Annotated in this window: 12 protein-coding genes; 10 read left to right on the forward strand and 2 right to left on the reverse strand. The window is 64.0% G+C overall.

What is annotated here, in order from left to right:
• Window positions 1–18: 18 nt before the first annotated feature.
• Window positions 19–543 (reverse strand): peptide-methionine (R)-S-oxide reductase MsrB, encoded by a 525-nt coding sequence (msrB, locus tag BPHY_RS27140; protein ID WP_012404666.1) that lies wholly within the window; start codon window positions 541–543, stop codon window positions 19–21.
• A gap of 178 nt (window positions 544–721) precedes the next feature.
• On the opposite strand from msrB, the gene BPHY_RS27145 reads away from it, so the two are divergent.
• From BPHY_RS27145 to BPHY_RS27165, 6 genes are all read left to right on the forward strand, one after another.
• A complete protein-coding gene (locus tag BPHY_RS27145; protein WP_041764837.1) occupies window positions 722–1453 on the forward strand; it encodes a response regulator transcription factor in 732 nt (243 codons plus the stop codon).
• Window positions 1450–2976, forward strand: coding sequence for a sensor histidine kinase (locus BPHY_RS27150; protein WP_012404668.1), 1527 nt, complete (start codon window positions 1450–1452; stop codon window positions 2974–2976). Before BPHY_RS27145 ends, BPHY_RS27150 begins: the two co-directional genes overlap by 4 nt.
• A 407-nt stretch (window positions 2977–3383) precedes the next feature.
• A complete protein-coding gene (locus BPHY_RS27155) occupies window positions 3384–4496 on the forward strand; it encodes an extracellular solute-binding protein (protein ID WP_012404670.1) in 1113 nt (370 codons plus the stop codon).
• Window positions 4496–6307 carry a diguanylate cyclase domain-containing protein gene (locus BPHY_RS27160; RefSeq protein ID WP_012404671.1) on the forward strand — a complete coding sequence of 604 codons (1812 nt, stop codon included), beginning with the start codon at window positions 4496–4498 and terminating at the stop codon, window positions 6305–6307. Before BPHY_RS27155 ends, BPHY_RS27160 begins: the two co-directional genes overlap by 1 nt.
• A 78-nt stretch (window positions 6308–6385) precedes the next feature.
• Window positions 6386–6559 (forward strand): hypothetical protein, encoded by a 174-nt coding sequence (locus tag BPHY_RS42650; RefSeq protein WP_012404672.1) that lies wholly within the window; start codon window positions 6386–6388, stop codon window positions 6557–6559.
• 243 nt (window positions 6560–6802) lie between these two features.
• Window positions 6803–7816 carry a hypothetical protein gene (locus BPHY_RS27165; protein WP_012404673.1) on the forward strand — a complete coding sequence of 338 codons (1014 nt, stop codon included), beginning with the start codon at window positions 6803–6805 and terminating at the stop codon, window positions 7814–7816.
• Between the two features lie 77 nt (window positions 7817–7893).
• Here the strand turns inward: BPHY_RS27165 and BPHY_RS27170 are convergent, their stop codons facing one another.
• Window positions 7894–9081, reverse strand: a complete 1188-nt coding sequence (locus BPHY_RS27170; protein ID WP_012404674.1) for an acyltransferase family protein — start codon at window positions 9079–9081, stop codon at window positions 7894–7896.
• 373 nt (window positions 9082–9454) lie between these two features.
• Between BPHY_RS27170 and BPHY_RS27175 the strand changes: the two genes are divergently transcribed.
• From BPHY_RS27175 to BPHY_RS27190, 4 genes are all read left to right on the forward strand, one after another.
• Complete coding sequence (locus tag BPHY_RS27175) at window positions 9455–10846, forward strand: GH1 family beta-glucosidase (protein ID WP_012404675.1); 1392 nt, start codon at window positions 9455–9457, stop codon at window positions 10844–10846.
• A gap of 80 nt (window positions 10847–10926) precedes the next feature.
• Window positions 10927–12171 (forward strand): ABC transporter substrate-binding protein, encoded by a 1245-nt coding sequence (locus BPHY_RS27180; protein ID WP_012404676.1) that lies wholly within the window; start codon window positions 10927–10929, stop codon window positions 12169–12171.
• Window positions 12172–12210: 39 nt separating this feature from the next.
• Window positions 12211–13134 carry a carbohydrate ABC transporter permease gene (locus BPHY_RS27185; protein WP_052306189.1) on the forward strand — a complete coding sequence of 308 codons (924 nt, stop codon included), beginning with the start codon at window positions 12211–12213 and terminating at the stop codon, window positions 13132–13134.
• Entirely contained in the window at window positions 13134–14042 is a 909-nt protein-coding gene (locus BPHY_RS27190; RefSeq protein ID WP_012404678.1) for a carbohydrate ABC transporter permease, read from the forward strand. The genes BPHY_RS27185 and BPHY_RS27190 overlap by 1 nt, the downstream gene beginning before the upstream one ends.
• Window positions 14043–14059 lie beyond the last annotated feature (17 nt).

The following is a 14059-nucleotide window of genomic DNA, read 5'->3' on the forward strand; positions in this document are numbered from 1 at the left end:
GCGAAAGGGTGGAAGGCGTCAGACGGCGCGCGGCGTGAAGGTCATCGCGAGTCCGTTCATGCAATAGCGCAGTCCCGTCGGTTTCGGACCGTCGTCGAATACATGTCCCAGATGGCCGCCGCAGCGGCGGCAATGCACTTCCGTGCGGACCATGCCCCACGAGCCGTCCTCGCGCGTCGCGACGGCGTGATCGAGCGGCGCCCAGAAGCTTGGCCAGCCCGTGTGGCTGTCGAACTTCGTGCGCGACGAAAAGAGTTCGAGGCTGCAACCCGCGCAGGCGAACAGGCCGCTGCGGTGCTCGTCGTTCAGCGGGCTGCTGAACGGGCGCTCCGTGCCTTCCTCGCGCAACACGTGGTATTGCGCGGACGTGAGCATCTGCCGCCACTGCGCATCGGAATGCATGACCTCGAAGCGCGCTGCCGCGCCGCCGGATGCGTCCGGTGCGGCCGGTGCGCCGGACGCGAACGCGCGCCAGTGCGTGAGGGCCGCCAGCGTTGCCAGCGCGCTGCCGCCCGATAACAGGAACTGCCTGCGGCTTTTCATCGTGTGCTCCTTCGTGCGACTCGATTGAACGTGGCCGTAGCGTAAGTCCGCGCTGATACCAGCGTCCTCACGGAAACTTAAATTAATTGTGATAACCCGGCGGGCGGAAATTCTGCACAATGTCAGGGCCGTCAACGTTGCACGACGGCCCTTAATGCCACTCAATTCAAGCGAGCCGATGGATCATCCGAAGCGCGTACTGATCGTCGAAGACGATGTCGACATAGCGAATGTGCTCAGCCTGCACTTGCGGGACGAGCGCTACGAAGTCGTGCATAGCGCCGACGGCAACGAAGGGCTGCGGCTGCTGGAGCAGGGCAACTGGGACGCGCTGATTCTCGACCTGATGCTGCCCGGCGTCGACGGGCTGGAGATTTGCCGGCGCGCGCGAGCGATGGCGCGCTATACGCCCATCATCATCACGAGCGCGCGCTCGAGCGAAGTGCATCGCATCCTTGGACTCGAACTCGGCGCGGACGACTATCTCGCGAAGCCGTTCTCGGTGCTCGAACTGGTTGCGCGCGTGAAGGCGCTGCTGCGGCGAGCCGATGCGATGGCGAAAGACGCGCGCATGGAGGCGGGCAGCCTGAATCTCGCGGGCCTCTTCATCGACCCGCTCACGCGCGAAGCAAGCGTGAACGGCAAGCGAATCGAACTGACGCCGCGCGAATTCGATCTGCTGTATTTCTTTGCGAGCCGTCCGGGCAAGGTGTTCTCGCGCATGGATCTGCTCAACGCCGTGTGGGGCTATCAGCACGAAGGCTACGAGCACACCGTCAACACGCATATCAACCGGCTGCGCGCGAAGATCGAGGACGACCCCGCGCAGCCCGCCCGTATCCTCACGGTCTGGGGGCGCGGCTACAAATTCGTCGCCGATCCTGCCGTGCACGAGGGAGAAGCGTCGTGAACCTGTCATTGACGCAGCGGCTGTCGCTGGTGTTTTCGGTGCTGCTGCTCGCGTGCTGCGGCGCGTCGGCATGGCTGCAGATCCGTTCGAGCGATCTGCACGAGAAGGAAGTGATCCAGAGCCTGTCGCACGATCTCGCATCGCATATCGCGCGCAATCCGGCTTTGTCGGACGATAGCGGCGACGGCGCGCGCAAGGACGCGATGCGGCAGATCTTCGGGCAACTGATGGTCGTCAATCCGAGCGTGGAGGTGTATCTGCTCGATCAGAACGGCTATATCGAAGGCGATGACGCGCCCGCGGGCCACCTGAAGCGGATGCAGGTCGACGTGCGCCCCGTCAGGCAGTTCATCGCTGGCGATCCGCTGCCGATACTCGGCGACGACCCGCGCAGCGTCGATGGCCGCAAGGTGTTCAGCGCGGCGCTGCTGCCGCACACGGGGTCGAACGCGTCGCGGCCGCCTGAGTATCTGTACGTCGTGCTGCAAGGGGAAGCCCACGACGAACTCGCGGCGCGCGTCGCGGCCAGCTCGGTGTTGCGCACCACGTTGTGGTCGATGGCCGTCGTCGCGCTGCTCGGTCTCGTCGCGGGGCTGATGGCGTTCGGACTGATCACGCGGCCGCTGCGCCGTCTCACCGACGCGATGCGCCGGTTCGATGCGAACGGCGAACCCGGTGCGCAACCGGCGATGCCGAATGCGCCGCGCGTTGCGCCCTCCCATTCACGCGACGAGATCGCCACGCTCGAATCGACGTTCGCGCAGATGTCGGGACGCATTGGCCAGCAATGGCGCGAGTTGACGCGCCAGGATCAGGAGCGGCGGGAACTGGTTGCGAACATTTCGCACGATCTGCGCACGCCGCTGACGTCGCTGCACGGCTATCTGGAAACGCTGTCGATGAAGGCGGACTCGCTGAGCGACGCCGAACGCAAGCGCTATCTCGCGATCGCGCTCGCGCAAAGCGTGAAGGTCGGCCGTCTCGCGCAGTCGCTGTTCGAACTCGCGCGGCTCGAGCACGGCAACGTTCAACTCGCGCTCGAAGACTTCTCGCTGGTCGATCTGCTGCAGGACGTGTTCCAGAAATTCGAACTGTCCGCCGAAGCCCGTCACATCGCGTTGCGCGCGGGCATCGCGCCGCGTCTGCCGAACGTCACGGCCGATCTCGGCATGATCGAGCGCGTGCTGACCAATCTGCTCGACAACGCGATCCGGCATACGCCCGATCATGGCGTCGTCGATGTCGAACTCGCGGCGCGCGACGGCAAGGTCTCGGTGACGGTCAGCGATACGGGGCCGGGCATGTCGGAAGCGGTACGCGCACGGCTGTTCCAGCGCGCGTTCACCTCGGGCGGCGCGCATCGCGGCGGGCTGGGTCTGCTGATCGTCCAGCGCATGCTGCAGTTGCACGACAGCCAGATACGGCTCGTCCAACGCGAAGGGGCAGGCACCGCGTTCTGCTTCGAGCTGCATCCGGCAGGCAGCGTGCAGAAAGGCGGACGCACAGTGGTATCGATTCAGTAGCGCTATCTTTCATCGCGAGCCAGCCGCCAGAACGACGCGAAAAAACATGGCCGTGCCGAATGGCTGTCATCAACGATCATTACGATGACACTGCAAAAACGACGGGAAAAGCAAACGCCAGTTTGAAACGCGCGATGAGGCGTCGCGTACGCCACGCATGCATGCCATTCAGGAACCGCCATTTCTTGAAGCGTTGCTTGAAAAACTGGGCGCGCCCAATCGTTAAAGAAGCGGCCGTCCGGGCCGTTATCAAAGTAGTAGACCACACGAAATCTATTTTGGCGCACGCGATTCGGCTAGACTGCTGTTCCTTCCCCGAAGAAAAACGTCGCGCTTCATTCGCAAGCGACGGACACCGTTTCCGCTCGCGTGTGCGTTGAAGCCGGATCGCAACAAGGACAGACGAAATGCGGTGGTGCTACTCATATGCATGTGTCTGGCGGCGGGGCATCTCAGCCCGCATCGCGTGCGCGGCTGTGCGTCGGAAGCGCTTGCTTGACTCAGTCATCCTTTTTTTCGGCTGCTGCATGCTGGTTGCACACGCGACGGCAGCGCAGAACGTGCTGCGCGTGCTTGCATGGCCTGGCTATGCCGACGCCGATGTCGTGAAAGATTTCGAAAGCCGTTTTCACGCGAAGGTCGAGGTCACGCTGGTCGATTCGGACGAAGCGCTGTGGGACAAGATGCACCAGGGCACGCAGCCGCAGTTCGACGTACTCGCCGCGAACACGGCTGAAATCCAGCGGTATGCGCACGACAACCTGCTCGCGCCGCTCGACCTCGCCAGCCTGCCGAACACGAAGCGCCAGTTGCCGCGCTTTCGTGCGCTGTCTTCAATCGGCGGACTCACGAAACACGGCACCGTCTACGCAATTCCGTTCACCTATTCGACGATGGGCCTGATCTACGACCGCAAACAGGTCAGCGTCGCGCCGCACTCGATGAACGAATTGTGGAACCCGCGCTATCGCGGCAAGGTGCTCGACTACAACAGCGCACAGCACAATTTTTCCTTTACCGCGCTGGCACTCGGCTATCCGAATCCGTTCCAGCTGAACAACACGCAGATCCAGACGATCACGCGCAAGCTGATCGACCTGCGCCGCAACCTGCTGACGTATTACAACCTGCCGGAAGAAGCCGCGGCGTTTTTCGTTCAGCACAAAGTCGCGCTGATGTTCGGCAACTACGGCACGCAGCAGCTCGAGCTGCTGCGCCGCGCGGGTGCCGACGTGGGCTATGTGATTCCCGATGAGGGCGTGCTCGCCTGGCTCGATTGCTGGTCGATGACGAGCGCTGCGGCGAACCGTCCGCTTGCGCTCGCGTGGATCAACTACATGCTCGAGCCTGAAGTCAGCGGCCTGCTGACGCAGCGCCAGGGCCTCGCAAACACGCTCACGGAACCGGCCGAAGGCACTGGCAAGAGCCACATCCTGTGGATCGAGCCCGTCGAGAATATCCAGACGCGCGAGTCGCTGTGGAGCCGCATCGTCTCGGGCGACCGGCCGGAGCGATTCTGATGATGCGCCCCGGGCTCACGTTCAAGCTCTCCGTGCTGCTCGCGCTGATCGGCGTGCTCGCATCGGGCACCACGGGCTACTACGCGTATCGCGCGAACCGTACCATGCTCGTGCACGAAGCGGAGCGCAGCCTGCTCACGTCGACGGAACTGCTTGGGCAACGTTTCACGGTCGCGATCAACGAGATCGCTGCCGACGCGCTTGTGCTGTCCACCTTGCCGTCGGCGGCAAGCATTGCCGTCAGCGACGACGGCACCTCGCCGGACGTCCCGATGCGCGAACGGCTCGCGCAGGTGTTCGCGAGCTTCATCGTGCAGCATCCCGAGTATCTGCAGGTGCGGCTCATCGCACGCAATCACTATGGGCTGGAGCTGATCCGCCTCGACCGGGAGTCGGGCGGCGCGGTGCGCGTGCAGCAAAACGCGCTTCAGGAGAAGGGCCAGTTTGCATACGTGTTCGAGACGCTCGCGCTAAGGCCGGGGCGGATCTACATTTCGCCGATCGCCGTCAATCACGAACATGGCGCGCATGCGGCAGAAGGCAAGCCGACGCTGCGGGTCGGCACGCCCGTCGCCGACGCGCGCGGCGAGGTGGTCGGCGCGGTCGTCATCGACGTGGATCTGGCGAGCCTGCTGCGGCTGTCGCAAGCCGATCTGCCGACCGACTACCAGGTCTATCTCGCGAACGAGTGGGGCGATTTCCTCGTGCATCCCGATCCATCACAGACCTTCGGTTTCGACAATGGCCGGCGCGTGCTGATGCAGGACAGCTTCGCGGCAACGAAACCGCTCTTCGAGCAGTCGACTCGGCCCGTCCTGCTGAACGGGTTGACGCAGCCGAAAGACGCGGCAGGCCAGGTGCTCGCGTTCGTGCGCCGGCCGTTCGGCGAATCGCAGGGCAACCGCTTTCTCGTGATCGGTCTTGCGAAGCCGCTGCACGATGTGCTCGTCGGCGCAAACATGCTCGGCAATCGCATTGTACGGATGGTGCTGATCTTCAGCGCGTTTGCGATCCTGCTGGCCATCCTGTTTGCGCGTGCGCTGACCCGTCCGCTGCATACGCTCGCCGACGCCGCCACGCACTTTTTCTCCGAACACACGATGGACGCGTTGCCCGTCAAGCGCACCGATGAAATCGGCGTGCTCGCGCGTGGCTTCGATCGCATGCGCCGCGAGATCCGCGTGCAGATGGACGCGCTGCACAGCAAGCAGCACGAGCTCGTGCATCTCGCGAGCCACGACGGGCTGACGGGGCTGCCCAACCGCATGCTGTTCATGCAGAAGCTGGAGGAAGCGATCGACCGTGCACGCGTGACGGGCGAGCGGCTCGCCGTGCTGTTCATCGACCTGAACCGGTTCAAGCAGATCAACGACCAATATGGCCATTCCGTGGGCGATGACGTGCTCGCGATCGTCGCGGGCCGTCTGCGGCAGGTGCTGCACGCGGGCGATCTCGTCGCGCGGCTCGGCGGCGACGAATTCATCGTGCTCGTCAAAGGTGAGCGGTCCGCCGAAGCGGCGCCCGTGATTGCCGCGCGCATCGTGCGCACGATCGACGACGAACTGCTGATCGGCGACCAGCCGATGGCCGTCGGCGCGAGCATCGGCATCAGTCAGTTCCCGTCCGACGGCGACTCGGCGGAAGCGCTGCTGCTCAACGCGGATGCCGCGATGTACGCGGCGAAATCGGGCGGCTCGGGCGCGTGGCTGTCGTATCGCGAGCTGATCGACATGCAGCGCTTGCGGGCCGGGCGTGAGCGCGAAGCCGAAAAAGTCGGGCCTGCGGATGATGGCACAGACGTCATTGCCTAGACACTGAGCGGCGCGCCGCCTTTCCGCGCGGCACGGTTCTTGCGAACCCTTGCACGTCGAAGCGGAAAGGAGAATCCGATGACCTTGGCGATTTATCTGATCGGCTGGCTGATTTTCATTGGCGGCGTATCGTGGGCGCTCGTCAGCATGCACGTCGCGCAGCACTATGTCGCGATCGTCGCGGTGATCCTGCTCGGCATCGGCGTGGTCACTGGCGCGACCCGCGCACGCGGCCGCGACCGCTCTTCATAGCGCAGGCGCGTCGCGGCGGCGCGCGGTGCACGCATGCCGCCGCGACGGGCGACAACGGCTCGTCTCAACCCCGTTCCCGTGACATGCCCCGACATAGTTTATGAACTGACCTCGCGGCCCGATTCTTCTACGATTCATTCCGTCGCCACGCTGCACCCGCAAGTGGCCGGAACCGTGAAGGACACTGCCGTGAAACTCCCCTCGCAACGCTTTTCTTCGTTTTCTGGTCTGCTGAATCGTTCGATGGCAACCGCTGCACGCGCCGTCTCGGGCCGCATCGCACTGGCGGCAGCAGCGACGGTGATCGGCGCCGGTGCGTCGCTCGTCAGCGTGCCCGCATGGGCAGGCTGGTATGGGCACGGCACGGCCTACACGTCGCGCGGCGAATTCAACGGCGCCCACGGCGGCTACTGCAGCGGCGGCACCTGCAATCACGCGGGGGGCGTGGCGGGGCCTTATGGCGGCATCGCGAGCAACTCCGGCAGCGTGACGCGCACCGCGCCCGGCCAGTTCTCCAACTCGGGTACAGCGTATGGTCCGAACGGCCGCTCGGTGCAGCATTCGGGCGACACCAGCTGCGCAGGCGGCACCTGCTCGCATACGGGAACCATGACGGGCTCGGACGGCAGGACGGCGTCGACGTCGGGCGAAGTAACGCGCAACGGCGCCGGCCAGTACTCGTCGTCGGGCACGGTGACGGGCGGCAATGGCAACAGCTATTACCACTCGGCATCGACGAACTGCGCCGGCTGGACCTGCTCGCGCTCGGGGACGGTGACGGGCAGCGGCGGCGGCACGGTCACGCATTCCGGCAGCGCGACCAGCGTCGCGCCGGGCGTGGTCGTCACATCGGGCAGCGCGACGGGCACGCACGGCAACACTGTGACGACGAGCGGCACGGTCGTGCATGGCGGCGCGGTCGCGACAAGCGGAACGACGGTGGTGGCGGGCAGCACGACGACGGTCGGCGCGGCTGTCATCGTACCGCCGCCCGTCGTGGTGCCGCCGCCCACCTCGACGGTGGTCGTCGCTGCGCCAGCGCCTGCACCCGTGCCTGCGCCCGTCGTGGTGACGCCGCCTCCCGCCGTGATGGTCGCGCCGGCACCTGTGGTGGTGCCAGCGCCTGCTGCACACGTCGTGGTCGTCGCTCCGCCGCCGCCCCCGCATGTCGTGTATGTCGCGCCGAAGCCGCGTCCCGTCGTGCTGATCCCGGGGCACTGGGTGGGCCGCGTGTGGGTTCCCGCGCACTGGGCATGAAACAGGCAAGCATCTTCAATGAACAAACGGCGCTCAAGGCGCCGTTTGTTTTTCTGAAGCATTGGATGTTGGGTCAATCATCCGGGCTTCATACTCGAACGCACGGCGACGGAAGGATCAACGGCATCCGCGGCAACGGCTGCGGGCACGAGCGGCTTCGCGCGGAAGCGCGAGCGAATCCGGCGACGCATCGGTTCTTCGAAATAGGTGAACACGACGACGCTGAACAGCAGCGTGAAGACGAGGGGTATCCAGCCATTGCCCGCGCGAAAGCCCGCGAGCCACGCGAGATACGCAAGCGGCACGTGAATCAGGAACAGCGCATAGCTCGCTTCGCCGAACCGCACGAGCCAGCGCTGATTCAGCACGCCGAGCACGGGCCGTTCGAGCAGCGCAAGGCCGAGAATCAGCGTCGCGAAGAACGGGCTTTGCGGATAGAACACGGGCGTCACTGGCTGCCACAGGGCCAGCACGATCAGCACGACGACAGAACAGGACACCAGCGCGATGCCGCGTCGATGCATCGACTTGCCGTGCGCGCGCAATGCCTGGAACGCGAGCGCAGCGCCGATGCCCAGCATGAACTCGGCGATCCGGCACAGCGGCAGCGCGCCCGCGAGGAAGTGGCTGCGCGACACGGGAAACACCACCATGAAGAAAACGATCATCAGGCCCTGCGCGATCCAGATGCCGACCAGCGTGACAGCGAGCGTCGGTGCGCGCAACTTCACGAAACGCGCGAGGATCAACGGAAAGAGCGCATAGAAAAACGCCTCGCACGATACGCTCGATGCCGGCCCATTCCACGGCTGGTTGATCGCGGCGAACGGAAACCACGCAGTAATCAACAGCACCTGGCAGACGAAGCTCACCACTAGCGACAGATTGACTGCCGACTTCAGTGCGAACCATTTGAGCAGCAGCGCGTCGTTGTGCGTGATGACGAGATAGGCCGTCGTGATCGATGCAATGGCCAGCGCGAACAGGATGTTCGGATAGATGCGCGCGACGCGTGCGACGTAGAAATTATGCGGGCTTTGCGTCGCGAGCTCGTCTCGATACGTGTACGTGAGAATGAAGCCGGAGAGCACGAAAAAAAGCGAGACGGCGGAGCGCCCTCCATCGACGAAAGTAAAGAACGACGCGGGCGTATTGAGAAGTTCGAGCTCGCGGTAATGCGACAGGACAACAGTCAGCGCCGCGAGAAAACGGATGCTCGTCAGGGCAGGAACGATGCCGTTGGCCTGGATGGAGGTCGCTCGCATTGGACTCTCATTTTGAAAGGATGCGCTACACGTTCGCATCGACGATTCAGTGTAGCGGCGTGTCATCCCGATCTTTCCGGGCGAACCCTGACTCGTCGGAAAAAACCGAGACATTGGCCGAGCGACCCCCGGTCCGCGTTGTGTGTGTGCACCGGAAAGCGAGCGTTGCAACAGCGCTGCAGCGGGTGTTTGCGATGCCCTTTGCATGCGATTTCACACCGATCCTGGCGGATCCAGACAAACCCTGATTGCTGCGCCAAAAGCGCCGCTGATATCGTGCGCAGGTCATGTGGAAGCGCTTCCACTCGTGGCTTCCGTCCCGTCGACCGGTGCGCCGCAATGCGCATCAACTCATCCAGCGAGAGGAGGTTCCGTGGCATACGATGCAGTGGCACCCGGAAGCAGTCCGCAAACTGATCCGTTCACGCCTTCCGCCGATTCCGTGCTTTGGCGCAAGGACTTCCTGCTGGGCGCGGCGACGGCCTCGTACCAGATCGAAGGCGCCGTCGACGAAGACGGCCGCCTGCCGTCGATCTGGGACACTTTCTCGGCGACGCCCGGCAAGGTGCTCGCGGGCGACACGGGCGCCGTTGCCTGCGATCACTATCACCGCTGGGAAGGCGATCTCGATCTGCTGACGCGATTGAATTTCGAGGCGTACCGTCTGTCGATCGCGTGGCCGCGCGTGATGGACGAAGCAGGGCGTCCGAACCAGAAGGGCCTCGATTTCTACAAGCGGCTGCTCGGCAGACTCAAGGACAAGGGCCTGCAGACCTTCGTCACGCTGTATCACTGGGACTTGCCGCAGCATCTCGAAGATCGCGGTGGCTGGCTGAACCGCGAGACCGTCTATCGCTTCGCCGATTACGCGGACCTGATGAGCCGCCAACTGGCGGGTCACGTCGATGCGTGGACGACGCTCAACGAGCCGTGGTGCTCGGCGTTTCTCGGCTACGGCAACGGCCATCATGCGCCAGGCCTCGCGAACGTGCGCTACGCGACGCAGGCGATGCATCATCTGCTGCTCGCGCACGGCCAGGCCACTCAGGTGCTGCGCACGAACGATCCGGCGTCGATAAAAGGCATCGTCGCGAACGTGGGGCGCGGCACGCCAGCGTCGTCGAGCGAAGCGGACCGGCGCGCCGCGCATCTGTTCGAAGTGCAGCACAACGCATGGATTCTCGACCCGCTGCTCAAGGGCGAGTATCCCGCCGATCTGTGGGCACTGTGGCCGGGCGCCGAGCCGCTCGTGCTCGCCGGCGACATGCAGACCATCGCCGCGCCGCTCGACTTCCTCGGCATCAATTATTATTTCCGCACCAATGTGAAGAGCGACGGCGCGCATGGTTTCGTCGACGTGCCGCTGCCCGATGTCGAACGCACGCAGATGGGCTGGGAAGTGAATCCGGATGGCCTGCGCGATCTGCTCACGGGCTTTCACGGCACCTTTGCGAACCTGCCGCCCATCTACATCACGGAGAACGGCATGGCGTCGGATGACCAGGTGCGGGATGGCCGGGTCGACGACACGCAGCGCATTTCGTTCCTGAAGCGGCATCTCGCGGCCGTCGATCAGGCCGTCAAGCAGGGCGTCGATGTTCGCGGCTACTTCGTCTGGTCGCTGCTCGACAACTTCGAATGGGCGTTCGGCTATGAGCGGCGCTTCGGCGTCGTGCACGTCGATTACGGCACGCAGCAGCGCACGGTCAAGCGCAGCGGCGAGCTGATCGCGCAGTTCATCGACGCGCGCAGCAAGAGGGACTGACACGTGAACTGACACGCAGTGAACATAAGCTGGTATGCAGTCGAGCCGATAAATCGGGCATCGAGCCCGAAGGAGACGGAATGAACAGCAAAAAACAGTGGGCGTTGAAAAGCGGTATCGCACTTGCATTGGCCATCACGGGCGTCATCGCGCACGCCGAGCCGTTGCAGGCCAATGTGATTCACTGGTGGACCTCGGGCGGGGAATCGGCGGCCATCCGGCAGTTCGCCGACGCGTACAACCAGGCGGGCGGCCAATGGGTCGACAATGCCGTGGCGGGCGCGGACCAGGCGCGTGCGACCGCGATCAACCGCATTGTCGGCGGCGATCCGCCCACGGCTGCCCAGTTCAACACGTCGAAGCAGTTTCACGATCTGATCGACCAGGGCCTGCTCAACAACGTCGATGCCGTCGCCACGAAAGAGAACTGGGCGGCCATCTTTCCGCAATCGATACTGGACAGCATCAAGGCCAACGGCCATTACTACGCGGCGCCCGTCGACATCCACATGCCCGCGTGGTTCTTCTATTCGAAGCCGGTATTCGCGAAGGCGGGCATCGCGGGAGACCCGAAGAGCTTCGACGAATTTCTCGCGGATCTCGACAAGCTGAAGAAGGCGGGCGTGATCCCGCTCGCGCTGGGCGGCCAGCCGTGGCAGGAGAAGATCACGTTCGATGCCGTGTTCGCCGACGTGGGCGGACCCGACCTCTATCTGAAGGTGTATCGCGACCGCGATGCGAAGGCAGTGAATTCCGATGCTTTCAAAAAGGTGCTCGCGTCGTACAAGAAGCTGCACGACTATGTCGACCAGGGCTCGCCCGGCCGCAACTGGAACGACGCGACGGCGCTCGTGATCGCCGGCAAGGCGGGCGTGCAGATCATGGGCGACTGGGCGAAGGGCGAATTCTCCGCGGCGAAGCAGACACCCGGGAAGGACTTCGGCTGCTTCCCCGGCTTCGGGCCGCGCTCGCCGTATCTGGTGGCGGGCGACGTGTTTGTGTTTCCGAAGACCGACAACGCGAATGCCATCAAGGCGCAAAACCTGCTCGCCACGATCATGACGTCGCCGCAGGCGCAGGTCGCGTTCAGCGCGAAGAAGGGCTCGATTCCAATCCGCCCCGACGTCGACATGAACCAGCTCGACATCTGCGCGAAGGAGGGCATCGCGATCATGAAGGACAAGTCGCGCCAGTTGCCTAATCCCGAAATGCTGCTGTCGCCCGACATGCAGGGCGCGTTGACGGACGTCATCACGAACTTCTGGAACAAGAACCAGTCGGTCGACGATGCACAGAAGGCCTTTGCCAGCGCGCTCAAGGGCTGACGCACGATGGGCACGTTCAAGTCGCACGCGTTGCCGGACATGACGACGCAGCCCACGCACGTGCGCAACACGCGCGCGCGCCCCTTGCGCAAGCGCTGGTCGATCGCCGCGTGGATCGCGCTGATCCCGATGACGCTGACGGTGCTCTTCGCGTATCTCGGCACGATGCTCTGGACCGCGCGCGTATCGCTCAGCAATTCGCGTACGTTTCCGTCGAACGACTTCGTCGGCTTCACGCAATACGTGCGGCTGTTTCATAACGACCGCTGGCTCGTGTCGCTGCAGCACATCGCCATCTACGGCGTGTGCTTTATCTTCGCGTGTCTCGCGATCGGCATGCTGCTCGCAATCTTCATCGACCAGCGCGTGGTGGCGGAAGGCGTGCTGCGCACGGTGTTCCTGTATCCGTATGCGATGTCGTTCGTCGCGACGGGGCTCGTATGGCAATGGATCCTCAATCCCGAACTCGGCGCGCAGTCGTTGCTGCGCAAGATGGGCTTCACCCATGCGCGCTTCGACTGGATCGTCGATCAGGACTGGGTGATCTATACGATTGTGATCGCCACTGTGTGGCAGGCCGCAGGGCTCGTGATGGCCTTGATGCTCGCGGGCTTGCGTGGCATCGACGACGAGTTGTGGAAGGCCGCGCGCATCGACGGCATTCCGCGCTGGCGCGTGTACGCGAGCATCGTGATTCCGATGCTCGGCCCGTCGATCTCGACGGCCTTCGTGCTGCTGTTCGTCGCCGTCGTGAAGCTGTTCGACGCCGTGGTCGCGATGACGCAGGGCGGTCCCGGCACGGCGAGCGAAGTGCCCGCGAAGTTCATCATGGACTATCTGTTCGGGCGCGCGAACATCGGGCTGGCGTCGGCCGCCTCCATCGTGCTGCTCGCCACGGTGCTCGCGATTCTCGCCCCGTTTCTGTACGCGCGCAGCCGCAACGCTTCGCGCAAGGAGATGTGATGAGCACGACACTGCAGCCCGTCGCCACTGCACCGCGAAAACGTGACGCGCGCAGGAAGCGCTTCTCCCCGTCGCGTGTGGGCATCTACGGTTTTCTGATCATCGCCGCGCTGTTTTTCCTGTTGCCGCTCTATGTGATGCTCGTCACGTCGGTGAAGCCGATGAGCGAGATACGTCTGGGCAACCTGCTCGCGCTGCCGATGCGCTTCACGCTTCAACCGTGGGGCGATGCGTGGCAGTCGGCCTGCACGGGGCTCGATTGCAACGGCATTCGCGTGGGCTTCTGGAACTCGGTGCGCATCGTCGTGCCGAGCACGGTGTTGTCCATCGTGATCGGCGCGATCAATGGCTATGCACTGTCGTTCTGGCGGCCGCGCGGCGCCGGCGTGTTCTTCGCCGTGCTGCTGCTCGGTGCGTTCATTCCGTATCAGGTGATGATCTATCCGCTGGTCCGCGTACTCGCCGCCGCGCATCTGTTCAGCTCGCTGCCCGGCATCGTGATCGTTCATACGATCTTCGGCATGCCCGTGATGACGCTGCTGTTCCGCAATTACTATGCAGGCATTCCGATCGAGCTGTTCAAGGCGGCGCGCATCGACGGCGGCGGCTTCTGGCGCATCTTCTTCCAGCTGATGCTGCCGATGTCGCTGCCCATCATCGTCGTCGCGATGATTCTGCAGGTGACGAATATCTGGAACGACTACCTGCTCGGGCTCGTGTTCGCGGGCACGCGCAATCTGCCGATGACGGTGCAGCTCAACAACATCATCAACACGACGACGGGCGAGAAGATCTACAACGTCAACATGGCGGCGACGATCCTGACGTCCGTCGTGCCGCTCGCGGTGTATTTCATCTCGGGCCGCTGGTTCGTGCGCGGCATCGCGTCAGGCGCAGTGAAGGGCTGAGGGTTCCGAAGGATCGA

This window comes from Paraburkholderia phymatum STM815, assembly GCF_000020045.1.
GTDB classification, from domain to species: domain Bacteria; phylum Pseudomonadota; class Gammaproteobacteria; order Burkholderiales; family Burkholderiaceae; genus Paraburkholderia; species Paraburkholderia phymatum.